Source organism: Rhodopirellula sp. UH5, assembly GCF_056839225.1.
This window is the reverse complement of the sequence record NZ_CM166390.1, coordinates 3047473-3072234: the sequence shown is the minus strand read 5'-3', so window position 1 is coordinate 3072234 and position 24762 is coordinate 3047473. Positions and strand designations below refer to the sequence as shown.

The following is a 24762-nucleotide window of genomic DNA, read 5'->3' as shown; positions in this document are numbered from 1 at the left end:
TGGCTGATTCCAGCAGAATTTGGCTTGTGGGTGGTCAATTGGCTTTCGTAGGGTCGCGGCAGGATCGCGCGATTCATTTCGCGTTGGTCTGTGCAGTCATTCCATCCGTATTTCCCGTTCGAGCTGATACCCGCTTGGCTGATCGGTTCCAACCTTTCGACACCTTGCCTCGTCCTTCGCGTGAAACACACTCACCGCTGGCGAGGTTGATTGCTGCGCTTTGCGGGCCGACCCGGACAACGATCGCCACCTGGATGGGTGCCGCAATTTGCGTGCTGGCGAGTCTTTCGCCGGTTCTTGCGCAAGAAATCACGGAGCGTTCGGTTTACGAAGTCACCGATGTTTCACAGACCTTGCAGTTGTCCGGCGATGCCGTGCACCGCTGGCAAGATGGCTCGCGGGAGTACACGTTGTTGCGTGGCCATGTTGAATTGCAATTTGAAGGCAAGCGATACGAAGCGGCTGCGATCTTGGTGGCTTTGTCTGGAAAACAAAAAAATCTGACGGCGAAGTTGTTGATGGACCGGGTGAAACTGGGGCCAGGACAGACGACGGAACAACCCATTGTTCAGACCGTCAGCCTGACGTCGGTTCCCATTGTCCGCGCGGATCAGTACCGCGGCCGAGCCGAGATTCCAGCGGATTGGTGGACGAAGATGGGGATTCGTCCGGAGGCAACGACGCAGGCGAGCAAAACGCCCGTCCAGCAGGCGTCGCAAAGCCTGCCCGGCGCGTCTGGGACGGAATCTTCCCAACCCGTCCAGCCGGTTCAGTATCTCGAACCCGTGATGGGCGAGCCCAATTTGCCGTCTGGTGGGTTGGTGCTCGATCCGCCAGCGGTTTCCACCCTGCCAGCTCCCATTCAGAGTTTTCAACCACCTGTCATGGAGACCCCTCCGCCCGCGATTGCGACGCCGGACGGTGGGACCACGGGTGGCGTGCCATTCATTGTCGGTGGCGGAACGCGAGCGATCGAGGTTTTCTCTCGAGGCTCAAACACTCCCGCGGAACTTCAGTACATCAATCGTCCCGGCACGACCGAATCGGTTGTCATCGCACGAGGCGGTGTCACTGTTTTGGTGCGAGACGTATCGGCTCGTTTGCCCAGCGGTGAAATCATGCCCTTGGGCACGGTGTCGTTGTCGGCCAATCGGATCGTTGCTTGGATGCCGCGATTGAGTGATGTGTTCCAAGGCACGCAAGACTTTCAGTCCAGCGAAGGGGAGCTGTACCTCGAAGGCGACATCGTTTTCCGGCAAGGCGACCGAATCATTTATGCCGAGTCGATGTACTACAACGTCACTCGTGAAGTTGGCATGGTCTTGGACGCGGAAACCATCACCACGATTCCCGAGTACCAAGGGACGGTGCGGTTGAAAGCGGAGGTGATGCAGCAAATCAACCGAGGCAACTATGTCGCCGTCGATGCGGCCTTCACAAGCAGTCGCATGGGCGTGCCTCGCTATTGGCTGCAAAGCAATCGATTGGAGTTGACGCAGCGTCCGATCGTGCGGGCCGATCCGATCACGGGACAACCGATTGCAGACAGCGAACCGATCGTCACCAGCGGCGGCAACTTCGTGTACTTAGGTGGCGTGCCCGTGCTGGCTTGGCCCAGGTTCACGACACCGCTCCGGAAGCCAACGTTTTATCTGACCGGTGCCGACGTTCGGAACGATGATATCTTCGGTTCGCAGGTGCTGTTGGAATGGGATTTGTTTCAGCTGCTCGGGTTCACGAATCCGCCGGCGGGTGTCGAGACGACGTTGCTCACGGATTACTTGAGCGAACGCGGCCCAGCCGTGGGGACGCGAACGACGTATGCCCTGCCCAGTTTGTTCGGGTTCGGTGGACCGGCATCGGGAACCTACGACAGTTACCTGATCAAAGACGATGGGTTGGATGTCTTGGGACAAGGCCGTCGTGATTTGCAGCCGGAAGAAACCTATCGCGGTCGAGCAACCTTGCGGCATCGGCACCACTTGCCTGGCGATTGGGAATTCATCGCTGAAGTCGGCTACTTGAGTGACCGCAATTTCCTGGAACAGTACTTCGAATCGGAATGGGACCAAGACGCGGATCAGCGGACTGGATTGCGATTCCGAAAGTACGCTGGTTCGCAGATGTTGGACATCGCGGCCAATTTTCAAGTCAACGACTTCTTCATGGAAACCGAAGAGTTGCCGACGATCGAGCACTACGCTCTCGGCGGATCGATCTTGGGTGATTCACTGACATGGTCGATGCACAACGAGATTGGCTACAAGCACTTGCAGGTTGCTGACACCCCGGAAGACCCCGTCATTGCGGCGGGCACGTACACGCTGCCTGGCGAACTGGACCGAGAAGGTGTGGTGACCCGAACACGACAGGAAATCTCGGCTCCGCTGGACGCCGGCCCCGTCAAAGTGATCCCGTTTGCGATCGGCGAAGCGGCGTACTACGGCGAAGGTGCCGATGGCGATGACCTGACGCGATTGTGGGGCGGCGGCGGTCTGCGATTGAACCTGCCGATGTCGCGAGTCGATCCGACGATCCAAAGCTCGCTGCTGAATATTCGCGGGTTGGCTCACAAAATCGATTGGTCGGCGGAGTACTTCTACGCTGACAGTGATACGGACTTGGACGAGTTGCCGTACTACGATTCGCTGGATGACAACGCTCAAGAAGAATTTCGGCGTGTGTTCACAGGGACGTTGTTCGCCGGCACTTTGCCACCCCAATTTGATCCGAGGAACTATGCCTTTCGGCAGGGCACTCAGCGAAACGTGACCAGTTCCAGTGACACGGTTGTCGATGACCTGCAGCAATTGCGATTGGGGATGAAGCATCGCTTTCAAACCAAACGCGGCTTGCCAGGGCGTGAACGGATCGTCGATCTGTTCCGGTTCGAGATGGAAACGATTTTGTACCCCAAAGAAGATCGCGATAACTTTGGTGAGACGCTGGGCCCGACGATGTATGACGCGCAGTACAACATCGGCGATCGGTTCACCTTGCTGAGCGATGGCTACATTGATTCCTTCGACAACGGACTTCGTTCGGTCAGTGCCGGGTTCCGAACCAGTCGGCCAGGTCTGGGTGATTTGTATGTTGGATTGCTGTCGATGGAAGGGCCGATCAGCAGCACCGTGCTGCGGACCAGTTTGGACTACCGTTTGAATCACAAATGGATTGTTTCAGCCGGAAACGTGTATGACTTTGGCGAGACCGGCAACGTGGGTCAGACATTGGGACTGACCCGTGTCGGCGAATCGTTCTTGGTTCAATTGGCTGCCAACGTCGACGCCGGGCGGGACAACACGAGCATTGGTTTCATGGTGGAACCTCGTTTCCTGCCCTCGAGTCGGTTGGGGCGTTTAGGCGGTCAGTTGATTCCTCCACCAGGCGTCGAAGGGCTGGAGTGATGGCTTCGAAACCAGGGTCTTGGGCCTCGAAGTTTCGCTGTGCGACGCTTGGGGTCTGGTTTGCCTGCGGTGGGCAAAGCAGTTTCTGGGTTCACTTGCCAGTTGCTGCCGCGGTGATCGCGATGGCAGCCTGGTTGGACGTCAGTCCAGTTGAATGGGCCGTTTTGATTCTGGCGATCGGCGGTGTGTTGACGGCGGAGTTGATCAACTCATCGGTCGAGTTGTTGGTCTCCGTTTTGCACCCGCAGCATCACCCAAGAATCGGGCAGGCACTCGATGTCGCGGCGGGGGCTGTGTTGGTGATGAGTCTGGCCGCCGTGGCGGTCGGATTGATCGTGCTGTTTCCGCCGCTATGCGGTCGGCTGTTCGGTGCCTGACTCGCTGTTGGCTGCTTCGCTGGTGTTGGCTTCTTCCAGGCTTTCTTGGACCTCGCGTCCGGCCGTCCAGTAGAAGATCGTGCCGATGATCGCCATCACGACTTTGACCAGCTCAAACGCCAGGGCGACCAACGTCCCCGACGCATCGGTCGTTTTCGCGGGAACGATGTGATAGAGGGTTTCGATGGTCACTTCCAGCACGCCTACCCCGGCAGGTGTGAGCGGCAAGGCGGACATCAACATGCCGATGGGAACGATGACAAAGTGTTCGGCCAAAGTCGGAGGCAAGTCGTACATCGAGACCGCAATCAGATACATGCTGACCACGAGCAGGCCCTGCACAACGAGGCTCATCAACAGGGACGAAGCGAATGCCCAGGGATGATGGTGGAACATCCGCAGCGGTGGTCCGACGTGCTTGATCAGCGAACCGACCACAGGAAGCTTCTCGCCACGTTGCAGCAGCGTGTCGACAAACTTGCCGCCGAAGACCAGCATCGCCAGGACAGCGGAGCCCACCGAGAGCATCACAATCGTGATGACCTTGATGTCGTCGATCGTGATGCCGTTGAATTCGAACGGGTCTTGCGATTGATGGATCAGCAGGCCACCGGAAACAAGCAGCAGCAACCCGTACAGTCCCGCACCTCGGTCAACGACCACGGACGCGACGGCGGCAATCCGTTTACCTGGCGAACGTCTGGCCAGGAAAACTGCTTTGAAGAGATCGCCGCCCACGCTGCCCGCGGAGACAAAACTCAGCAGGAAGCAAATCGAACTCAACCGCAAGGCTTCCATCAGACTCAGCGGGATGCCTTGGCAGCGAACCAGAACCCACCACCGGACAAACGACACCAAGAGCGCGCAAATGGCAACGGCGAGCGCACCAACCAGCAAAGGGAGGTTGATCGACCGGGCGGTCAGGTCATCCCACTGAGCGGGTTCAATCCGGCTCAGCAGAAACCAAATGATGGCAACTGGAACCGCGAATTTGACCAGGGTGATCGCGTAGCGTTGATAGTGTTCGGGCATGCCGGCAAGAATAATTCGCGGTCATCGCTTCGGATAGGCGATGCGGTCCCGATTCAGGGATGCCCCGGGGTGTTCTGCATGTCCCGGTCGGAGATCGCTGTTTGTGATGTCGACTCACACCTGTCGTCGACTGGATCTGACGTGGCGGGTCGGTTGGGCGGTTCGGCGTGATCGAGGACTGCAAAGACCGCCAGGGCGGTGGTTTTGCCTTTGACCATTTGCTCGGGCAAGGGGACCGCCGGGAAGGATTCTGGCAAGGTGTCTCGGGTGGACTGCGTGATCAGCAGGGAATGGCCCAGCGGTTTGGTCAGCGACTCGACTCGCGAGGCGATGTTCACGGTGTCACCAATCGCGGTGTATTCCTGGCGTTTGGGGGAACCGATGCAGCCGACCACCGCCGGCCCCGTGTTGATACCGATTCCAATCGCGAATTCTTCCCAGCCGGCTTCTCGCATCAGGGCCGTTTTGTCCGCCATCGACGTTGCCAATTGCTGGCCCGCCGCGACTGCTTTGCCGCCGTGATCCACCGCGCTGCCGCCAACACCGAAGATCGCCATGAAGCCATCGCCCAAGAACTTGTTGACCATGCCGCCGTGGGATTCGATGACTTCGACCGCTTCTTGGAAGAACAGGTTGAGTGCGTGAACAACTTGCGTTGGCGAAAGCTGGGATGATTGGCGAGTGAAGTTGCGCACGTCCACGAACATCACCGAGATGACTTGCTCACTGCCGTTGAGACCATCGCTTTGGTTCATGATTTGTTTCGCGGCTTCGCGGCCGACGTGGCGACCAAATGTCTCCTGCAACTTTTCACGGTGTTGCAATCCGTCGACCATCCGGTTGAATCGTTCGATCAAGTGTCCAAAGTCGTCGCTACGAAGGAGCTTCACTCGCACGTCCAGGTTACCGCGCGCGACGTTGGATGCGGCACGCTGCAACTGCATCACCGGTGCGGTGACCCATCGCCCGAGCATCCAACTGGTGATCAGTCCAAACGCGATCGCCACGATGCCCACGGTCACACCAAACATCGGCGACAAGTTGGCTGCATCGGGCACGATCAACAACATCACCAGCGAGATCACAGGGCAGACAACCGCGGAGAAGGCCCAAAGAATTCCGCGCGCCCGAATGCTCAGCGGAACGGCTCCCGGAACACTGGCTGGATTGCTGTCTTGAAAGAACACCGGAAACAACGTGGCCTGCGCGGTGAGTTCGACGGCGAAAAAACTCTGCGTGACCGCGATCAGAGAGGCGATCACAAAGGACGTGATCAGGTGCCAAACGACCAATCCGGACAGCGGTTCGCCCGCCGATGCGATGGCCAGCGGGAACACGGGAATGCACGAGAGCCAACCGATCGCGGCGACCAGCAGAAACCACCACGGCAAATGGATCACTCGTCGGCGAGCGGTGGCGAGGGTTGCCGGATCGACGGGTTGATGGTCCAGAAGGGCTCGGTGGACGCGCCGGAGTTGCCAAAGGGGAACGACGTAGCAGGCGATCGCGACCGGGTACACGAACAGGTTGAAAACCTGCCAGCAGGCATGAAAGCGGTCCATCTGTGCTGGCGACAGCAGCGGCTGGATCTGCGTTTGGTTGTAAAGAATGTTGAAGACGCTGCCGATCACATTCGCGATGATCGGCGAGACCCCGACGAGAAACATCGCGTGACGTTGAGCCCAAGTCCAGCGGCGAGGCGGTTCGGCGATCGGTGGCGACATCGGGCGTTTCAAACGGGACTGGAAGGGCGATTCAGGGAGAGGTCGCTGGCGGAAGTCGGCAGTGTACTGTTTCTTTGCCAGCCCCTCATAATCGGGTGCGTGAATTGCTATGGTGGAGAGCCTGAGATCGAATCCAATCGATTTCGTATCATTCGTCCTTCCACGAGGTGCTCCATGTCCGTTTTGAATCGGTGTGTTCTCAATCGTTGTGTCGTCAGTTTGGCTCTGCCAGCGTTCCTGCTCGTCGTTGTTGCGGCCTCAAGCAGTGTTCAGGCTCAAGATGCCGCCACGGCCAAGCCCGCCACGGTCGACGTCTTCGGAGCGGGATCGTTGGAGGTGCCAGCATCATTCAAGAAAGCGACGCCTCGCAGCCGGATCATCGAGCACGAATTCTCGGTTCAAGAAGGCGAAGGCGACGATGCCCCCTCGGCTCGGGTGACCATGATGGCGGCCGGTGGCGACGTCAAAGCCAACATCGATCGCTGGGAGAATCAATTCAGCGGTTCGGACAAGAAGATTGGCGAAACCGAAGAAAAGAAGCAGGGTGATTGGCAAACCCACGTGATTGAAATTTCGGGTAACTTCAGCGAGACCATGGGCGGCGGTCCCTTCTCGGGCGGACGCGTTGTAAAACGCGAGGACTACGGCATGCTGGGGGCCATTTTGGTTCACCCGGAAGGCCGCAAGTACTTCGTGAAAATGATCGGCCCCCGTTCCCTGATCGAATCCAATCGTGATGCGTTCAAGAAAATGATCGCTTCGATTGGCGAGTGACACTGTTTTGTTCGGCGTGCCGTCTGTGATCGCAGCGGCACCTTTGAAACCCCCGGCTCTTTTGGTCGTTCCTTTCGGACATTGATCCTTTGAACACGCAAAGTTTTTTGGAACATCACGGCATCGCTCGCAATCCGTTCGCGGAGGAGGATGCGCAGACCGACCCGGTGTTCAAGCAGCACTGCATTCAGAATGCGTATCACCCGGCTTGGGACAAAGTGTACGGGGACCCAACTGAACCGGCGACGGCGATCATTTTTGGGCCCAAGGGCAGCGGCAAGACCGCGATGCGGCTGCAGGTCGACCGGCATCTGGTGCACTTCAACGCCCAGAATCCGGACGGCCGCGTCTACATCATCCGCTACGACGACTTCAATCCGTTCCTGGATCACTTCTGTGAACGCCTGGGACGGCGTGCGTCGCGCAAGCCCGAGAAGGCTCTGGATGCTTGGCGTTTGTGGGATCACATGGACGCAATTCTGTGCCTGGGGGTGACCGAACTGGTCGATCAGGTGTTGTTGGAAGGCGACTCGCATCGCCCCAAAGCTGACAACGGCAATCGAATTGACACCGCGAAACTTTCCAAACTCGACCGCAACGACGCTCGCGATTTGTTGTTGCTGGCCGCTTCTTACGACCAGTCGACTTCGTCGACGTTTTCGGGGCGGTTTGAGCAACTGCGGAAGCGTCTGGGGTATTCGAACTGGAACGCGTCGCTGGATCTATGGTTCGCGATCGGCTGGTGCGTGCTGGTGGTGGGTGTGTTCGGTTGGTTGTTTTGGAACTCTGCCGATGAAGAGGGCGTTCGCACTTGGAACCTGCTCTGGTTCATTCCGCTGCTGTGTTTCTTTGGCAAGCTGCCCTATCTGATCCGGTGGTGCCGCAATCAGCTCGCCGCGATGGGCATTCACCGTCACATGCGGGTTGGCAAACGAGAGACGTCTTCGGTTCGCAAGGTTCTGATGCAGTTCCCCTCGAAGGAACTCGCGAGTCAGCCGCTGCCTCGCTACGACCGCACCGACGATCGGTATGAATTGCTGCGGAAGTTCCAGTCGCTGCTCGGACGTTTGGGGTTTGATGGAGTGATTGTGCTGATGGACCGAGTCGACGAGCCCCACATGACGGGCGGCAAACCGGAATTGATGCGTCGATTTGTGTGGCCGCTGCTGGACAACAAATTGCTGAAGCACCCCGGAATGGGGTTCAAGCTGATGCTGCCGGAGGAGCTCTACCGCGACACCGAGCGTGAAACGCGTGAGTTCCACGAACGCGCCCGGTTGGACAAGCAGAATGTCATCCCCGCTTTCTCGTGGACCGGTGAATCGCTGTACGACCTGACGCGTTCACGGATGCTGGCGTGTGCGTCGGAGGGGAAACATCCCGATCCGAAAGAATTGTTCGACGATTCGTTGTCTTACGAGCGGATGTTGTCGGCCTTTGAATCGTTGCGAGTGCCGCGGCATTTGTTCCGTTTTCTGTACCGGGTGTTGGTGGAACACTGCAATCAATTCACGGACGCCGCCCCGAAGTACAAGATCGACGCTTCCACGTTCGAGACTTCCTTGGCGGTTTACGTTCGTGAGATGGAACGGGTATGACGCTGGATTGGGAAAAAAGTTAGAATTCGGGTCAGTTTCCTAACCGGATTGATCGATACAATCCGTAAAGTCCAACACTTTTTGCTGGCTCGATCGCCTTTTCGGTCGCTTACTGGCAGAATATTACCCTCTTTTCGATTCGACCGAGCTTTCAACCGCCCTTCGGGCTGGCTGGGTCGACCCGCTTGAACGTCCCGAAAGGGCGATTTCGCATCCATGACCACTTCTACGCCGACGACCAACAAAAAAATTGAATCCGTTTCGGGGATCACCGTTCGCTTGTGCGGTGACTCGGGCGATGGGATGCAGCTGCTGGGCACTCAGCTGACCAACACTTCGGCGTTGGCTGGCAATGACGTGGCCACCTTCCCCGACTTTCCTGCCGAAATTCGAGCCCCACGCGGGACCCGAGCGGGCGTGTCTGGATTCCAAGTTCAATTTGCCAGCGAAGAAATTTTCACGCCGGGCGACACCTTGGACGCGTTGGTGGTGATGAACCCAGCGGCCATGGTCACGAACATCGCGGACCTTCGCAAAGGCGGGATCCTGATCGCCAACGAAGACGGTTTCAACGAAAAGGAATACAAGCTCGCGAAGGTCGAGAGCAATCCTCTCGATGCGGACGTGATCGAGCAGTCCTACCGGGTGGTGAAGGTCGCGATGACCAAGCTGACTCGGGCGGCGGTTGCCGAGCATGGCCTGTCGACCAAGATCGCGGACCGTTGCAAGAACTTTTTCGCAATGGGTTTGGTGTATTGGTTGTTCGGCCGTTCGCTCGACCCGACCCTGCGTTTCATTGAAGCCAAGTTCGGCAAGAAGCCTGACATCGCGGCTGCCAATGTGGCGGCACTGCGGGCCGGTTGGGCCTATGGCGAAACGACCGAGGAGTTCGGTGAGAGCTATCAAGTCGAAGCGGCGGAACTCGCGCCGGGCACCTACCGCAACATCATGGGCAACCAAGCCCTTGCGTGGGGGCTGATCGCGGCTTCCAAAATCAGCAACAAGGAAATGTTCTATGGAACGTATCCCATCACTCCTGCTTCGGACATTTTGCACGAGCTGACCAAGTTCAAGAACTTTGGCGTTCGCACGTTCCAAGCCGAAGATGAAATCGCGGCCATTGGGGCAACCATCGGAGCTGCCTTCGGTGGCACCATGGCGGTCACCGCCAGCAGTGGTCCCGGCATCGCGCTCAAGGGCGAAGCGATGGGATTGGGCGTGATGTTGGAATTGCCGATGATCGTGATCAACGTTCAGCGTGGCGGACCCAGCACCGGATTGCCCACCAAGACCGAGCAGAGCGATTTGCTGCAGGTCATGTTTGGACGGAACGGCGAGGCACCGATGCCAGTCTTGGCACCTCGTTCGCCTGGTGATTGCTTCGCCATGGCCGTGGAAGCTTGGCGAATTGCCACCGAATGCATGGTCCCTGTGATGTTGCTTTCGGATGGTTACATCGCCAACGGCAGTGAGCCCTGGAAAATTCCAGAAATGGATGAGTTGCCAACAATCGTTTGCACTCATCCAGAAAAGCACACCGGCGAGGGGCCGTTCCTGCCATACGCTCGCAATGAGAATCTGGCACGTCCGTGGGCGATCCCTGGCACGCCAGAATTGATGCACCGGGTCGGTGGCTTGGAAAAGGAAGACGGCACGGGCAACGTTTCTTACGATCCTGCCAACCACCAACACATGTGCGACACACGTGCAGCCAAGGTTGCGAAGATTGCCGAGCGAATTCCGGAGCAGGACGTTTACGGCGAAACCTCGGGCGACGTTTTGGTGGTCTCGTGGGGCGGAACGTACGGTGCTTGTCACACGGCGGTGACTCGTTGCCGTGAGGCGGGCCACTCGGTGTCCCACGCTCACATCCGCTACATCAACCCTCTGCCTCGCAACATCGGCACCTTGCTGAAATCGTTCAAGACGGTTGTGGTGCCGGAATTGAACTCCGGGCAGTTGCGAATGCTGCTTCGAGCTGAGTTTCTCGTGGACTGCATTGGGATCAACAAGATCCAAGGCAAGCCGTTTGCTGTTTCCGAATTGGTGGAAGCCATCGGCAAACACACATCGACGCACTCGCAAAGCAAAGCGGGTTAGGCGTTCGCCGACCCCTTCGTTTTCGTCGTCGTTCAACACTGCCAAACCACCCCCACTCCATCATTCAATCTTATGAATCTCCCTGTCCTCAAGGCCGCCGACTTCGCCTCCGATCAAGACGTTCGCTGGTGCCCTGGTTGCGGTGACTATTCGATTCTCGCACAGATGAAAAAGATCCTGCCGGATCTAGGCGTGCCTCGCGAGAAAACGGTGTTCGTCAGCGGCATCGGTTGCAGTAGCCGGTTCCCGTACTACATGAACACCTATGGCATGCACAGCATCCACGGTCGTGCACCGACGTTCGCAACCGGTTTGAAGTCGACTCGCCCTGATCTGATGGTCTGGGTGATCACCGGTGACGGGGACGCGCTTTCGATCGGTGGCAACCACTTTATCCATTGCTTGCGTCGTAACCTCGACGTCAACATCGTGTTGTTCAACAACCGGATCTATGGTTTGACCAAGGGGCAATACAGCCCAACCAGTAGCGAAGGGCAGGTCACGAAGAGCACTCCAATGGGGGCGATCGATCACCCTTTGAGCCCGCTGTCGGTTGCCTTGGCGGCGGAAGCCACCTTTGTTGCTCGCAGCATTGACGCTCATGTTCAGCACCTTGGCAAAACACTCAAGGCGGCTGCCGAGCACAAAGGAACATCACTCGTTGAGGTTTATCAAAACTGCAACGTGTTCAACGACGGCGCGATGGCTTACGCACAAGAACGCAAGCAACGTGCCGACAATGTGATTGAACTGGAACACGGCAAACCGCTGATCTTTGGTGCGGAACGAGACAAGGGCATTCGATTGGTGGGCAGCCACCTCGAGGTCGTCAACACCGCCGACGTGCCAGCGGACGATTTGCTGATTCACGATGCACTCGATCCGAATCCATCGATCCAGATGATGTTGGCGCGAATGCGATACCCTGAAATGCCGGAACCGATTGGCGTTCTGCGAAGCGTTGCGGGAGTGTCGACCTACAACGATCAAATCAACGAGCAAGTCACGCAAGCCAAAGCGGCACGCGGCGAAGGCGATCTGTCTGAGCTGTTCCGTAGCGGCGATACATGGGAGGTTACAGCCTGATGTCTCGAGGAAAAACTTTTGACAACATTGCCCGCGCGATCGGTGACACTCCGATGGTGCAGATCAATCGCTTGGTGCCTTCGGGTGACGCGACGGTCTTTGCCAAGTGCGAGTTCTTTCAACCGCTCAACAGTGTGAAAGACCGCATCGGTGTCGCGATGATTGAAGCCGGGGAGAGTGATGGAAGCATCAACCCCGACACGCATATCATCGAGCCAACGAGTGGAAACACCGGAATCGCGTTGGCGTTTGTTTGTGCCGCCAAAGGGTACAAGCTGACGCTCACGATGCCCGAATCCATGTCGGTGGAACGCCGTGCGTTGTTGCGAGCGATGGGAGCCAACTTGGTTTTGACACCGGCGGGCGACGGGATGAAGGGAGCCATCACCACGGCTCAGGAGTTGGTCGATCAAACCGACAACGCGTTCATGCCTCAGCAGTTCGAAAACCCGTCCAACCCAGCGATCCACGAAGCCACCACCGGTCCTGAGATTTGGGACGACACGGATGGCAAGATCGATGCGATTGTTGCTGGCGTGGGCACCGGGGGAACGATCACCGGTGTGGCTCGCTACTTGAAGAAACAAAACCCAGACTTCAAGGCGTTCGCGGTGGAACCAAAGCACTCGCCCGTGATCAGTGGCGGGGCGCCAGGCAAACACCGCATTCAAGGAATCGGTGCGGGCTTCATCCCCGGAAACTTGGACACGTCGATCATTGATGACGTCGTTCAGGTGGATGACGAGGATGCATTTGAATGGGGGCGCCAGCTCGCCAAGCAAGAAGGCATCGTTGCGGGGATCAGTAGTGGAGCGAATATGTGGGCAGCTGCTCAGATTGCTGCGCGACCTGATATGAAGGGCAAGCGGATTGTCACGGTGATGTGCAGCTTAGGAGAACGCTATCTCAGCACACCGCTGTTTGGTGACCTAGGCTTGTAGTGGTATTTATGACTGACAACTGGTAGGCAAGATGAAAGCTTTCGAAGCCACGCGGATTTTCTTTGAACAAGCCGCGGATCGTTTGGAGATGGATTCCGATCTTCGAGAAGCTTTGTTGATGCCCCAGCGAGAGGTGCAGGTCCAAGTGACCATCCGTCTCGATGACGGTCGCCTCGCGAATTATGTCGGTTTCCGAGTTCAGCACGATCACAGTCGCGGGCCGATGAAGGGTGGGCTGCGTTTCCACCCCGAGGTCGATTTGGACGAAACTCGCGCTCTGGCGAGTTTGATGACGTGGAAAACCGCTGTGGTGGATTTGCCCTATGGTGGCGCCAAGGGTGGGATTGGGATCGACCCCAGCAAGATGTCGCGTGCGGAAATCGAACGATTGACCCGTGCATTTGTGGATCAAATTCATGACATCGTCGGGCCTGACACCGACATTCCCGCGCCTGACATGGGCACCGATCATCAAGTCATGTCCTGGTTTCGCAACCAATGGGAAAAGTACCACGGGTTTCATCCCGCGGTGATCACGGGGAAACCCGTGGAAGAGTATGGGGCCAAGGGCCGCGAAGAAGCGACGGGGCGTGGCGTGGGAACGTTGACGGTCAAGCTGACCAAGCGTTTGGGCATGGATGCGTTGAAGACCCGTGTCGCGATTCAAGGTTTTGGCAACGTGGGGTCACACGCCGCGAAGTTCTTGCATGACGCTCAGTTTCCCATTGTGGCGGTTTCCGACATCACTGGGACCTATTACAACGCGGAAGGCTTGAACATTCCCGAGTTGTTGCGACACAAGTTTTCGCATCCCAAGGGATTGCTGGAAGGGTTCGAACGAGCGGAGCATTTGCCGCTGGACGCGTTGCTGAAACTCGATCACGTGGAAGTGCTGATCCCCGCTGCTTTGGGTGGGGTGATCACGCAGAAGAATGCGCAAGACATCAACGCGAAGGTCATCATTGAAGCTGCCAACGGTCCGGTGGATCCAGACGCCGATGCCGCGCTGCACGACCGTGGGGTGACGATTTTGCCGGACATCCTCGCCAATGCAGGCGGTGTGACGGTCAGTTACTTTGAATGGGTGCAGAACCGCCAGCACTATCGATGGCCGCTCGACCGCGTGCGTCAAGAACTGGATCGCACCATGAACGATGCGTTTGAGAATGTTTGGCAGATGGCGGGGCAGCAAGAGGTCTCGCTTCGAACCGCAGCCTACATGATCGGAATTTCCCGCGTGCGACGTGCGACCGAACTCGCTGGTTTGGCCTAGTCGGCTTGCTCAGCCGAATGCCCGCGGAGGATTGCTCCGCGGATCATTCAGGCTGGCGATTGTCATTCGACAGTGGTTTCAGTCGGCGACGCTGTGTCTACGACCGTTTCCGGTTCTGGCGAGGGCGTTGTTTCCGTGTCTTCCGCGGGAGGCTGCAATGCCTCGGGTGGAGGAATGAGGTTGAACACAAAGTGGTTCGTCCCTTGCTCGACTGTCACTTGGGTCTGATCGAGGACGGCGCCTTCTGGAATGGAGGGGCGTTCGATCGTCAGCATCTCTGCAGGAGAGATGTCGGGTGATAACTTGCCAGGTGTCAGTTCGTAACGAAGCGTGTGGTCGCCAATTTTGGCTCCCGGCACATTGGCGAGGTAGATCGCCTCGAAGTGCCCGCTGTCGTTCGTGAAGGCGAGCGAGGGACGCCCGCCTGACACCGGGTGGAACTCGAGTGCCATGTTGGGGACTGGCTGGCCGTTTTGAGAAACGGTGCCAGTCACCTGCCCTAGCTTGGACGAAGGTTGTGCCTCACAACCAAGCGTGAGCAGCAGTCCCAGTCCAATTGCACCTCGAAGGAGAAGGCTCATCCAGCCACGAACTCAAAGTTGATTTCGTTGCTGCCATCCACCACTTCGATTTCGGTGGGTTGCAACTTGCCTTTGCCGCCCATGTCCGGCTTCTTCGACGTTGGGATGAACTCCGCGTCGGGGTTGGCTGGCATCGGAGCAGCTGGACCGTTGATCTCGTAGCGAATGGTGTGCTTTCCAATCAATGCTCCGTCAGTTTGTGCGGTGAACATCGCACTGTAGTGACCTTCGGCGTCCGTCACTGCCATCGAGGGGCGTCCGCCGTCGACGGGAACAAACTCGAGGGCAACTCCTTCGACCGGCTTGCCGTCTTTGGTGATGACACCGGAGACATCGGCGATTGGAGGCAGCTCAGGGCCACATCCGGTCATCATTGTGAGAGCGGCAAGCGTTGCCGTTCCAGTTAAAAATCGCGAGAACGCGTTCATCGAGTTGTGTTCCTTGGTGGAGATATCGTTGGATTGGTTCAGTTCTTCTTCGGCTTAGAATTGTTGGTCGTAGACGAAGCGGTCGTTGCGACCATTCATCGCCATGAAGACATCGTCGAAGTCGATGCTGTCGGTGACGAAGCGGACCGAGCCATCACCCATCGTGAACATTGCACCGCCGACGTGGTTGGAGCGGAAGCCGTTGTGCAGGGTGTAACCGTAGAGTTGGGTGTAGTTGCCCGAGTAGATGCTGTTGATGGGCCAACGTGGAACCGTGATGTTGGCAGTCCAACCCAACCATCCGTGGAAGGCAGGGCCAGCGTTCCAAGCACCACCAGCGTGACTGCTGGGGCGACTGTCGGTGCGAGTTTTGTCAGCGTGTGGCATTTCAGCGGAGTGTTCGCCGATGGCGATCGTTTGGCTGGTTCCGTCCAAGATGCTGGCGAACTTGGGGTTACGATACTTTGAGTTGTTGATGCCGATGATGCCGGCATCTTGCATCCAGCCGTAGCCAGTCCAGACGTTTCGCGAGCCGTCCGAACGTCCACCTGGCTGCCAAGTGCTGTCGCCTTGGCGAATGCCGGGGGTGTAGTAGTAGCCGGCAACGCCAACGTAATCGACGATTTGAGTCTTGTAGCTGTCAGGTGAACCGAAGGCGGTTGTCAGGCCGTTGGCGTTGTTGTCGCGGTAGTTTTGCATTGGGTTCGAAGGGCAGTTGAATCCAGGGACGATTGCATCGTCCAGGATTTCCCAGTTGCGGTTCACGCCGTCTTGGGTGCTGAAGTCGGTGCCGACGAAAGTCAGCTTCTCGTAGATCGACGACTGCTCCATTTGCGGCAGGATCTGAACCAACCACGAAGCACCGCGGTTTGGGTTGCCAGATGCTTGGGCACCGATGTTGGCGGGGAACATGTTGAACGCGCTGTGGTAGTTGTGAACCGCCAAGCCCAGTTGCTTCATGTTGTTGGAGCACTGCATCCGACGAGCAGCTTCCCGTGCCGATTGGACGGCGGGAAGCAGCAGGCCAACCATCACACCGATGATGGCAATGACGACGAGCAATTCGACGAGGGTGAAGCCAGAACTTCTGGAAGAACGAAAAGAGGTAGGACGACGCATCGCTTGAGATTCCATTTGAATGTGCGAATAAAACTTCGAGGTGCCTCTCGGTGCGATCAACGCGACCGAACGTGACACCGGTGATGTTGGATGGGAGATAGCAAGCAAGAGGCCAAAGTTGCCCCTTGGCGTTTTGCGTCTCCCGGCATTCAAGGGGTTTTGGAAGCTCTAGGGAGGAGATCTCCTCCGAAGCGGGTCGGTGGGGCCGGGAAAGATGAGCAAGAAATCGTGGGATTTCTCAACTTTGGATCGGGGTGTAGCGATTGCAGGGAAGGCAGCAGCGGCTCTCCAGAAGGGTGCGTGAAGCGGCGGTGCTAGTTTGCTGGGCAAGACTGCCTGTTTTTTGGGCGTGCTGAAAGATGTGGGATTGTGTCGGTGATCCCACTCTTACCGGTGACGCAAAATCAAGGCTAGAGTGCGATCGGCGACGCAAAACGTTGTTTTTAGAAGGTTCTTGAGAGGGGGAGGCGAGTGCTCAGTCGTCGCAGTGCAAGTGTTGGCAGGAAGCTTTATGGTGGGAATGTCGCTGTAAGATCGGGTTGGCAGTTGAGGTGAGGCCGCAGGCCTGCTTTGCGAAGAGGCAGGGTCCGAAGGTTGTTCGTTTTGAGGGAGTCGATGGGGAGAGACGCTCTGTGGCAGGCCGGTCTCGGCAGCAGCGGCACGTGGCTGGAAAACGAGGAAGGTGGCTGGCACCTTACGGCTTTGGGCACCTTACGGCTTTGCGGGTTCTGGTCGCGAAGAACCTCCGTTCGTGGGCAGTTGGAACGGAGGTTCGTTGGCTGGTTTTTTGAAGCAGCGTTCAGGAAGGCATTGTGAGCGACAGTTGATTGTCTGAGTCATTGACTTCTGCCGTGATCTTCACTGGTCCGGCAGGGGCTCCATTGCCGGCTCTTCGTTGCTTCTTGCCTCCGCTGGGGTCACCGATCAGTGTGGGTGCCTCGCCTTCATCGGGGTTCGATGCGGTGTTGGCAGACGCTGGGGCTGATTTCCCTTTCTCGTGTCCTCCCAAGATGTGAACTTCATGGGTGCCGATGGCCGCACCTGGCTCGCCAGTGGTGTAGTGCAGCTTGAATTGCCCCGTGTCGTCGGTCTGGCCGTAGGAGACCCCGCCGTGACCCTGCGGGTGGAACTCGAGTGTTGCGTTGACGAATGGAACCCCGTCTTTGGTCAGAGATCCAGCGACGGGGACGAGTTCTGGTTTGTCACCCGACGAGCAGCCAATGGCGAGGATGGATAAACAGGCCAGTGAAAGGAGTTGGGTGATTCGCGTGAAGCGTGTCATGAATTGGCTCGTTGTCTTCAGTCGTGTTTGGGGTGGAAGGAGGATGGCTTTCGGCAGAGGCGGCCCCGCATGGATGATGCGGGGCCGCTTTCCGAGCGAATGCACGCGTTAGTTTTGGAAGTCTTGGATGATGTTGCCGTCGAGTCGGCAAGCCAAATCGGAGAGCGTTTGATAGTTGATGTTTTCGCTGACGAAGTGGACCGATCCATCCGCCAAAACGAATTGTGCTCCGCCAATGTGGGCAGACCGGAATGGCGAGTGCATGCCGGGGCGACCGTACCAGTAAGGGCCGATTCCGAAGTAAGGGCCCCCGCCCGTGCCGTGACGAGTGGTTGGGAAGACGGGTGTGAAGTTGATCCCGGTACGAATCGAGGCAACGTTCATTCGGTAGCCATCGGCTGCTGACAGGGTTGGGTCCCCACCGCCACCGGACCAAGCCCCACCGTTCCAGTTGCCAACGCGGTCGTCATGTTGTTGCCTGGTGCCGTCTTCTTGGATAACGGACTTGAAGGTGCCGGTTTCCCCGACAGCGATCGTGTTGGTGGTTCCATCGGTGATCGAGGCGAAGCGAAGTGGTCGCGTGTTCTTGCTGTCAACCGGAACCATCACGCCGTTGTAGTCCACTCGGCCGTTGTGGCCGTTCCATTCTGTGTAGGGAATGTCTCCACCACCGGTGTTTTGTCCATAGTGATACATGCCGGCGACGCCCGCATAACATGGAACTTGAGTGGTGATCGTTTCAGGGGAACCCAGGGCAATCGTCCCAGCCGAAGCCGTGTCGTCACGGAAGATTTCGAGCGGACTGGAGGGACAGTTGAAGGTTGGAACCAACAAGCCATCGAGCCCACGCCAGCTGTAGTTGATGCCGTCGCGGTTCGAGAAGTCACCGCTGTAGTCGACGTGGGTGTAAGCCGCGGTTTGCTCGAGGAAAGGCAGGACTCGTACCAGCCAAGAGGCAGGGCGATTGAAATCGGCTGAATTCGCCATCGCGTAGGCGGTCGGTGGGAATGCCTTGTACGCATCGTGGTACATGTGGAGTGCCAATCCAATTTGCTTCATATTGTTTGAGCACTGCATTCGGCGGGCAGCCTCACGAGCGGACTGAACGGCGGGAAGAAGGAGGCCGACCAAAACGCCGATGATTGCAATCACGACGAGGAGTTCGACAAGGGTAAAGCCGGAGCTTTTGAGGGTGCGGGAGGATTGGCGGCGACACATTTCTTAAGGGTTCCAGTTGAACAAACGAGCAAAATTCGGCATGTCGATGCTCCCTGTTTGGAAAATCGGCATGCGTGATGTGGGCTCGGGCATCGCAATCGAGAGGCCAAAAGGGGATTGAGATGTGTTGGAAGAACCTCCTGGCGAAGCGCTCAAAGGGTGACGGGGGCGGATCCCAACCGAAGCGGATGCTTAGGAGTGCTCTGAATGAGCAGGGGCGTGCGAGTTTTTATTGTTTTTTTGGCAGGCCTATGAGCGTCTGGTTGCCGGAACGCACCTGGAAGAGGGGGCGGTCCTTGGTGGGTGCTCAATCGAAAGGCACGGCTGCTCATAATGAACGCAGTGGCTCTCTGAGTTGGCGCCAATTTTGGATAGTGGCTGGCACCTTGCGGAATCCGATTTACGCACCGGCTCTGTAGTCGGGGCACAAAAAAACGCTCCCCGAAGAACAGGGAGCGTTTTGAAGTTTGTTGGAGGCTGGTCTCGTTACATCTGAGCTGTCCCTAACGGGCCTTTGGCCTCGTCAGCGTCTCGCTTTTCTTTCGGGGTTGGCTCAACAACTCGGTTCTCATCGCTCGAGCACCCCGTCGAGAATGCAAGTGAGCTGAGGAAGAGGCAGCAGATGATCCGGCGGTAGAATTTTGAAGTTGGCATCATTGTGATTGGAAGTGAAGTGGTTTTTTAGAGTTGGGAAGGATGCGAAGCGATCGGAAGCGAATTAAAACTCGTCGCCGATCACTTCTCTGCTGGCTCGAGTGCCGAGCGAACCCCAGAGGCCATACGGGCTTGCGTTGCCTGGGGCACGCTCACCGGTCAGCTTCGCTGTGCTAAAGGAAACGAAGTTGACTGTTCCTGCAGTGGAATCACCTGCTTCAATGCTGTCTGTGATGAATTTGACAGCTCCGTCAGCCATCACAACGTGACAGCCACCCGGGTGCTGACTGCTGGGCGGGAACAAACCTGGGTACAAGGTGTGGCCAACCCAGCACGCTTCGCGGTTCGGCGGCAAGATGGTTTGGAAGCCCGTGTGCGCGGGGTAGAATGTTGCCCACGAAGAACCGCGGAAATGCACGCTGTCGGATCCTTCGAGGGAGGGTGCCGTGCCTCCATCTGAACCGTTGGACCAGAACTGAGGACGCTCAGGGCTCACCCACTGTTGGCACAAGCTCGGATTGCCTGGCACTCCGCTGCTATCGGTGTTGCCACCTGCGTTCAAAGCTGGCTGCGTTCGCTTGTCTCGATCGCCCAAAGAGGTCGCGATCTCGCCGAGAGCAACGGTATTGGAGAGGCCATCCAAGATGTCGCGGAACTTGTGTGTGTAGCGAAGGCCAAATGCCCCGCGATCGGTACCTTTGGAAATTGTTCCGTAGACACTGGAGATGTTGAAGCTATTGTCGTACGGTCCATTGATCTGGAAGTGATTGATCGAGTCGCCGAGGTTGACGGCGTAGTTGGTGCGAGCGCGTCCGGGAGCTCCACTCGTGCCAGGATCGCTGGGGCAACGGAAGGCAACAATTTCCGTCATGTACGGAATGTAGGCATCGCCGCTCCAATTGTAAGCGGGGGTCGGTCCCATCGCAGGGAATGGCAACGGCGCTGTGTCCGCTGGCGGACTGGCGCCATCAATGTCAACGTTCATGGGATTGCTAATTTGTTCCCAGAGTCCTTGTTGTTCCATGAATGGCAGCATGCCAACGAATGCCGAGAGACTTGCATTGTTGTATTGTCGTGAGCCGTTGAAGATCCCGGCTCCTGTTTGAGTGGTTCCGGCTCCCTGAGTGGGAAGTTGGTTGTAGGCGCTGTGATAATTGTGCATCGCCAAACCGAGTTGCTTCATGTTGTTTCCGCAACTCATGCGGCGAGCCGCTTCGCGAGCCGCTTGAACAGCAGGGAGTAGCAGGCCAACGAGCACACCAATGATGGCGATCACCACCAGAAGTTCTACGAGAGTGAAGCCGCGGCGGCTTCGATGAGTGAAGGAGGGAGAGGAAAGCATTGAATGACAGCCTAACGTGCGAGTTCGGTAAGATTCCTGTCGTCTTACGATGCGGGCTTTGCGACCACTTGAGACGAAACGTATGGCTCTTTTCCGAAGCAAGATGGGGGCCAAACTTGGTTTCCTCGCTACTGAGCATCGAGTGACTTCCTCGCTGATTTGGATTTGCGGCAATCTATCTCACCCAAGCCGACTTCTGGGGCTTTCAACCCGCGGGATTGGAGTTCTGATTATTTTGAATGATCATCTTGAAAGCATTGCAGCAACGTTCTTTTGGTGCCCCCCATGTGGACGGAAGGTCGCCGCCATTGGTGTTTCAAAAATAGGCGAAGTCGCTTGTTTTGTAGGCACCGCTTGACGAATTGGCGGTGCGGTTTCAATCCCCGTTGGGGTTCGTTTGCCGTCTTTTTGCCGATTTCGGTTTTAGAGGTAGGACGAAAGTCCTCCGGCAGCACGGCACCGGACGGCTAGGCCGCTCCGCTGAAACACGATTTTTTCGAGGCGATTCCTTGGCAGGTGATCCCAGGTCCGGACATGGATCCGCAAAGTGGCTGGCACCTTGCGGAATTGCCAGAGTGGCAGGAAGGATGGCAAGCGTCCGATTCGCGGCGGACGACAAGATGTTCGCAACGCGATGTACATGGCGGCTAATTCGGCACGCAGACATGATCCGGCGACCAAGGCGTTTTACGAACGGCTTCGCGGCCAAGGCAAACCCTTCAAGGTGGCGATGGTCGCTTGCATGCGGAAGATGCTTTCGACGCTCAATCAAATGGTTCGCAACGGAGAAACGTTTGACGCGACGAAGCACGCCTCCATGGCCGAAGTGCAATCCTGTCGCTAATCCACCCAAGCGTTGTCGCGAGTCCCTTTCGGGTCGCCTTCACGTTGGCCTGCGCTAGCGGTTGAGACCAGCGTGAAGGCGATGTGGAAGGGACGGCCCCTTTTGCCGAGCCCGATCGAGGTCGCACCGCCACGGGCAACCACGGCCCAAAGAAGAAGGGGGCGGCCGACCATCGAGACAAGCCCGACAGTCGGCGGCCCGACGTACTCGCGTGTTGCCACGCGGTACCAGTCTGCAAGTTTAATCGAAGCGAGCTTTTACCCGAGAGCCCGCCGTTAAGATGCTGGGCTGAGAACGCCATGGAATCAAGAAATTTAAGATCTTTGATCGCTCACACTTGCCAAGTTCATTGCGTTCGCTCTCCCAAACTGCGTTTGGGGAGAGGTGCATCGTGTGGAATCCCACCGAACTGCGGCATCGATCAACTGCACGATCTCTTTACCTGGACAGGTGCATTGCTCGGGTGCTTGGTTTTGAGATTGAGCCACCGAGGTCACGGAGAGCACGGAGGTTGTTCTTCGGTGATCAATCCGCAATGTGGCTGGCAGCTTACGTAGCCTGCGGCATCGTGGGGACGTTGGCAAAGAGCTTGTCGGCCTTGATCATCGCACTCGCGGGGGGAGCTAATGAGGCGGACTGCTGTCCTAGCAGATGTCCTAGCATAAATTGCGCCAGTCGCTTGGCCGGATGCGCAAAACCGACGAAAGCGAGAGGTCAGCGGGCTGTCCGTATGCCAGGTCGTGCCGCCGCCCGGCGCCGGCTGGCTTGCCGGACCGCTCATATGACAGACCAAAAGTTGTGCAGTGAAACTTTTCGAATCCACCCCAGATGGTGCTATTTGCTAACGGCCCGCTCGAAAATTGAGCGATTTTGGTGCGTGTGCACAAATCTTGGGCAGTCAATGGATGTTGCAAAAGCGTCGGAAATGAGACTTTAGGCAAAGTCAAAAGTTTTTTTAAAAGTTCTTGGGAAATCTGGTGCTCAAGCAATTGTTCCAGTGGGGAATGATCGTCCCTTAAGTCGCTTTCTCGGACGAAACCTGTCTTTGAGGAGAGATTCTCGGGGACTGGTGGCTCTGCAATTGCGTCAGTGGCGAATCGGAAGACCTGATGCAGGTTTTTCAGCAACCGGTGTGTTTCGCCAATCGGCGAATACCGGAGATCTATTTTCCGTACTATTTCCGTACTTCGAGTGGAACAAGGAAGACGCATGAGACATTTTTATCGTCCGAGGCCTAACGCACGGGCAGGGTTTACGCTGGTCGAACTCCTCGTCGTGATCGCAATCATCGGCGTGCTGGTTGGGCTGTTGCTACCGGCGGTCCAGGCAGCTCGAGAAGCTGCTCGTCGAATGAGCTGCAGCAACAACATGAAGCAGCTCGGCCTCGCGTTGCACAACTACCACAGTGCGTTCAACGAGATGCCGAAGCAAGGCACGGGTACGGCAGGGAACAATGACCTCGGCCATGGAATGCAAACCTGGTCGTCGGAATCAAACTCGCTGATGACACTCAGCGCCTTTGTTGCGATGACGCCTTTCGTAGAACAACAGGCTCTGTGGGAAGAAATCAGCAACCCCTCCACTTATCAGGTCGACAACCCAACCGTTGCAAGGAGTCCTTCGTGGCCCGCCATGGGGCCTGGGCCAGAGCAAACTTCCATTGGCTATCGATACCGCCCTTGGATGACGCAACTGTCAACGCTTCGCTGCCCAAGCGATCCGGGTGAAGGTCTCCCGGCCATGGGACGTTGTAACTACTCGGTGTGCCTTGGTGACTCGGCCATTTGGGTCCAGCTTTACGGTGATCTCGACGACAACTGGCAGAAAAGCTCGAACTCGGCGACGAAATCGAAGGCGACGGGACGCGGTGCTTTCGTTCCACGTATCACGACTAAATTCCGTGACATCCTGGACGGCCTTTCCGGCACGATCGCGTTCGGCGAGCACATCAGCTCGCTCAATGATGGCGACGTTCGTGGCCAAGTAGGAGTCGATATTGCTACCACGTACGACAACCCGCAGAGCTGCAATGCATTCGTCAGCCCGACCCGACCAGGTTTCTGGTCGGATGGCACCGATGGCGGCACAGCACCTCCAGGGTACATGGGTGGCAATTCGTGGTGGGGATCGGACGTCTGGGGTCGCGGTTTCGCATGGGCCCACTTTTCATCGACGGACACGGGTTTCTTGACCCAAGCCCCCCCTAACAGTGCGACTTGCATTCAATGGTGGAGTAAATTTCAGCCAGGCAATATGTCACCGAGTAGCCAGCATCCCGGCGGATGCCACGTGACAATGGCTGATGGCGCGGTTCGGTTCATCACCGAGTCGATCGAGTCCGGCGATCAGACCTCAGACAGCCCCGGTTACGCCAACAGTCAATCGGTCCAAACGGCCGCCCACCTCCGGCCTGGGGCCGAGAGCCCCTACGGAGTGTGGGGAGCCCTCGGGACTCGTGCGAGCAGAGAAATCATCGACGGAGACTATTGATCGACGCCGTTGGCTATCGTTTTAAACTTGAGAAGCCGTCGTCGTTTTCGAGGCGGCTTCTTCTGATTCAAGGCCCTTCCTCTGGACTTCACAGTTGCAGTTGGAGGTTGAGTTTTTCGAAACGTTCGAATGACTGGCTACGAATCAAACATTTCTTCATTTTCACAACTAGGTTTTTCGATGAAAAAGTATTTTTGCTTGTTTGGTTTGACGTTGATGCTCTTCACCACAACCGGGTGCGATAGTTCAACAAGCGAATTGGTAACACCGGATGAAGACTTTTATGCAAAAGGTCTCGAAGCCGAGAAGAACGGTGTTCCTCCAGGTTCTTCCCCTGGGGCGGGTGGATCGGTGAAGCCCGGCAGTGGCCCATCCGCGATTTCTCCCTGACCACTCGTTTCGTTCCACGAGCGATGTGGAACCAATCTGAGTTTGTTCTGCTGGCCAGAGCAAGTCGGTGTGCTCCATGGAGAATTGGAGGAAAGCGTCGGA

At 57.2% G+C, this 24762-nt stretch carries 19 protein-coding genes; 11 read left to right on the top strand and 8 right to left on the bottom strand.

The window, feature by feature from the left end:
- Positions 1–83 precede the first annotated feature (83 nt).
- Both UH5x_RS10935 and UH5x_RS10930 read left to right on the top strand, forming a co-directional pair.
- Positions 84–3407, top strand: coding sequence for an LPS-assembly protein LptD (locus tag UH5x_RS10935; protein ID WP_047815595.1), 3324 nt, complete (start codon positions 84–86; stop codon positions 3405–3407).
- Positions 3407–3784: a diacylglycerol kinase gene (locus tag UH5x_RS10930; RefSeq protein WP_047815464.1), complete on the top strand. Its 378-nt coding sequence runs from the start codon at positions 3407–3409 to the stop codon at positions 3782–3784. The genes UH5x_RS10935 and UH5x_RS10930 overlap by 1 nt, the downstream gene beginning before the upstream one ends.
- Here UH5x_RS10930 and UH5x_RS10925 read toward each other — a convergent pair.
- Both UH5x_RS10925 and UH5x_RS10920 read right to left on the bottom strand, forming a co-directional pair.
- Positions 3758–4816 carry a lysylphosphatidylglycerol synthase transmembrane domain-containing protein gene (locus tag UH5x_RS10925; RefSeq protein WP_482635678.1) on the bottom strand — a complete coding sequence of 353 codons (1059 nt, stop codon included), beginning with the start codon at positions 4814–4816 and terminating at the stop codon, positions 3758–3760. The genes UH5x_RS10930 and UH5x_RS10925 overlap by 27 nt on opposite strands.
- Before the next feature lie 53 nt (positions 4817–4869).
- Positions 4870–6540 carry an adenylate/guanylate cyclase domain-containing protein gene (locus tag UH5x_RS10920; protein WP_482635677.1) on the bottom strand — a complete coding sequence of 557 codons (1671 nt, stop codon included), beginning with the start codon at positions 6538–6540 and terminating at the stop codon, positions 4870–4872.
- A 174-nt stretch (positions 6541–6714) separates the two neighbouring features.
- Here UH5x_RS10920 and UH5x_RS10915 point away from each other — a divergent pair, with 174 nt between their 5' ends.
- The 6 genes from UH5x_RS10915 to UH5x_RS10890 all read left to right on the top strand — a co-directional run bounded on the left by UH5x_RS10915 (position 6715) and on the right by UH5x_RS10890 (position 14312).
- The gene (locus UH5x_RS10915) at positions 6715–7314 is read left to right on the top strand and encodes a hypothetical protein (protein ID WP_482635676.1); all 600 of its coding nucleotides are present in this window, start codon (positions 6715–6717) and stop codon (positions 7312–7314) included.
- Between the two features lie 89 nt (positions 7315–7403).
- Entirely contained in the window at positions 7404–8912 is a 1509-nt protein-coding gene (locus UH5x_RS10910) for a hypothetical protein (RefSeq protein WP_482635675.1), read from the top strand.
- A gap of 216 nt (positions 8913–9128) precedes the next feature.
- Positions 9129–11012 (top strand): 2-oxoacid:acceptor oxidoreductase subunit alpha, encoded by a 1884-nt coding sequence (locus UH5x_RS10905; protein WP_482635674.1) that lies wholly within the window; start codon positions 9129–9131, stop codon positions 11010–11012.
- A gap of 72 nt (positions 11013–11084) precedes the next feature.
- Positions 11085–12098, top strand: a complete 1014-nt coding sequence (locus tag UH5x_RS10900) for a 2-oxoacid:ferredoxin oxidoreductase subunit beta (RefSeq protein WP_047815470.1) — start codon at positions 11085–11087, stop codon at positions 12096–12098.
- Positions 12080–13039 carry a cysteine synthase A gene (gene cysK / locus UH5x_RS10895; protein ID WP_173442692.1) on the top strand — a complete coding sequence of 320 codons (960 nt, stop codon included), beginning with the start codon at positions 12080–12082 and terminating at the stop codon, positions 13037–13039. The genes UH5x_RS10900 and cysK overlap by 19 nt, the downstream gene beginning before the upstream one ends.
- A 31-nt stretch (positions 13040–13070) precedes the next feature.
- Positions 13071–14312, top strand: a complete 1242-nt coding sequence (locus UH5x_RS10890) for a Glu/Leu/Phe/Val family dehydrogenase (RefSeq protein ID WP_047815471.1) — start codon at positions 13071–13073, stop codon at positions 14310–14312.
- Positions 14313–14374: 62 nt separating this feature from the next.
- On the opposite strand, the gene UH5x_RS10885 is transcribed toward UH5x_RS10890, so the two are convergent.
- The 6 genes from UH5x_RS10885 to UH5x_RS10860 all read right to left on the bottom strand — a co-directional run bounded on the left by UH5x_RS10885 (position 14375) and on the right by UH5x_RS10860 (position 20936).
- Positions 14375–14893, bottom strand: coding sequence for a carboxypeptidase regulatory-like domain-containing protein (locus UH5x_RS10885; protein WP_482635673.1), 519 nt, complete (start codon positions 14891–14893; stop codon positions 14375–14377).
- Entirely contained in the window at positions 14890–15321 is a 432-nt protein-coding gene (locus UH5x_RS10880; RefSeq protein ID WP_047815472.1) for a carboxypeptidase-like regulatory domain-containing protein, read from the bottom strand. The genes UH5x_RS10885 and UH5x_RS10880 overlap by 4 nt, the downstream gene beginning before the upstream one ends.
- A 54-nt stretch (positions 15322–15375) precedes the next feature.
- On the bottom strand, positions 15376–16440 hold the full coding sequence (locus UH5x_RS10875; protein WP_047815598.1) for a DUF1559 domain-containing protein: 1065 nt from the start codon (positions 16438–16440) through the stop codon (positions 15376–15378).
- A 799-nt stretch (positions 16441–17239) separates the two neighbouring features.
- On the bottom strand, positions 17240–17722 hold the full coding sequence (locus UH5x_RS10870) for a hypothetical protein (protein ID WP_482635672.1): 483 nt from the start codon (positions 17720–17722) through the stop codon (positions 17240–17242).
- 108 nt (positions 17723–17830) lie between these two features.
- Positions 17831–18940: a DUF1559 domain-containing protein gene (locus UH5x_RS10865; RefSeq protein ID WP_047815473.1), complete on the bottom strand. Its 1110-nt coding sequence runs from the start codon at positions 18938–18940 to the stop codon at positions 17831–17833.
- Between the two features lie 718 nt (positions 18941–19658).
- The gene (locus tag UH5x_RS10860; RefSeq protein ID WP_482635671.1) at positions 19659–20936 is read right to left on the bottom strand and encodes a DUF1559 family PulG-like putative transporter; all 1278 of its coding nucleotides are present in this window, start codon (positions 20934–20936) and stop codon (positions 19659–19661) included.
- 547 nt (positions 20937–21483) lie between these two features.
- Between UH5x_RS10860 and UH5x_RS10855 the strand changes: the two genes are divergently transcribed.
- The 3 genes from UH5x_RS10855 (at position 21484) to UH5x_RS10845 (ending at position 24660) form a co-directional block, all read left to right on the top strand.
- Complete coding sequence (locus UH5x_RS10855) at positions 21484–21780, top strand: transposase (RefSeq protein ID WP_482635670.1); 297 nt, start codon at positions 21484–21486, stop codon at positions 21778–21780.
- A 1209-nt stretch (positions 21781–22989) separates the two neighbouring features.
- The gene (locus UH5x_RS10850; protein WP_482635669.1) at positions 22990–24270 is read left to right on the top strand and encodes a DUF1559 family PulG-like putative transporter; all 1281 of its coding nucleotides are present in this window, start codon (positions 22990–22992) and stop codon (positions 24268–24270) included.
- A 129-nt stretch (positions 24271–24399) separates the two neighbouring features.
- Positions 24400–24660 (top strand): hypothetical protein, encoded by a 261-nt coding sequence (locus UH5x_RS10845; protein WP_482635668.1) that lies wholly within the window; start codon positions 24400–24402, stop codon positions 24658–24660.
- The last annotated feature ends 102 nt before the right edge of the window (positions 24661–24762 follow it).

Excerpts from the sequence above, each read along its gene's own strand:
- UH5x_RS10900 (WP_047815470.1), top strand. The coding sequence starts at position 11,085 with ATGAATCTCCCTGTCCTCAAGGCCGCCGACTTCGCCTCCGATCAAGAC.
- UH5x_RS10915 (WP_482635676.1), top strand. The coding sequence starts at position 6,715 with ATGTCCGTTTTGAATCGGTGTGTTCTCAATCGTTGTGTCGTCAGTTTG.
- UH5x_RS10870 (WP_482635672.1), bottom strand. The coding sequence starts at position 17,722 with ATGACACGCTTCACGCGAATCACCCAACTCCTTTCACTGGCCTGTTTA.
- UH5x_RS10850 (WP_482635669.1), top strand. The coding sequence starts at position 22,990 with ATGAGACATTTTTATCGTCCGAGGCCTAACGCACGGGCAGGGTTTACG.
- UH5x_RS10930 (WP_047815464.1), top strand. The coding sequence starts at position 3,407 with ATGGCTTCGAAACCAGGGTCTTGGGCCTCGAAGTTTCGCTGTGCGACG.
- UH5x_RS10860 (WP_482635671.1), bottom strand. The coding sequence starts at position 20,936 with ATGCTTTCCTCTCCCTCCTTCACTCATCGAAGCCGCCGCGGCTTCACT.
- UH5x_RS10845 (WP_482635668.1), top strand. The coding sequence starts at position 24,400 with ATGACTGGCTACGAATCAAACATTTCTTCATTTTCACAACTAGGTTTT.
- UH5x_RS10925 (WP_482635678.1), bottom strand. The coding sequence starts at position 4,816 with ATGCCCGAACACTATCAACGCTACGCGATCACCCTGGTCAAATTCGCG.
- UH5x_RS10890 (WP_047815471.1), top strand. The coding sequence starts at position 13,071 with ATGAAAGCTTTCGAAGCCACGCGGATTTTCTTTGAACAAGCCGCGGAT.
- UH5x_RS10920 (WP_482635677.1), bottom strand. The coding sequence starts at position 6,540 with ATGTCGCCACCGATCGCCGAACCGCCTCGCCGCTGGACTTGGGCTCAA.
- cysK (WP_173442692.1), top strand. The coding sequence starts at position 12,080 with ATGGGAGGTTACAGCCTGATGTCTCGAGGAAAAACTTTTGACAACATT.
- UH5x_RS10905 (WP_482635674.1), top strand. The coding sequence starts at position 9,129 with ATGACCACTTCTACGCCGACGACCAACAAAAAAATTGAATCCGTTTCG.
- UH5x_RS10875 (WP_047815598.1), bottom strand. The coding sequence starts at position 16,440 with ATGCGTCGTCCTACCTCTTTTCGTTCTTCCAGAAGTTCTGGCTTCACC.
- UH5x_RS10880 (WP_047815472.1), bottom strand. The coding sequence starts at position 15,321 with ATGAACGCGTTCTCGCGATTTTTAACTGGAACGGCAACGCTTGCCGCT.
- UH5x_RS10865 (WP_047815473.1), bottom strand. The coding sequence starts at position 18,940 with ATGTGTCGCCGCCAATCCTCCCGCACCCTCAAAAGCTCCGGCTTTACC.
- UH5x_RS10885 (WP_482635673.1), bottom strand. The coding sequence starts at position 14,893 with ATGAGCCTTCTCCTTCGAGGTGCAATTGGACTGGGACTGCTGCTCACG.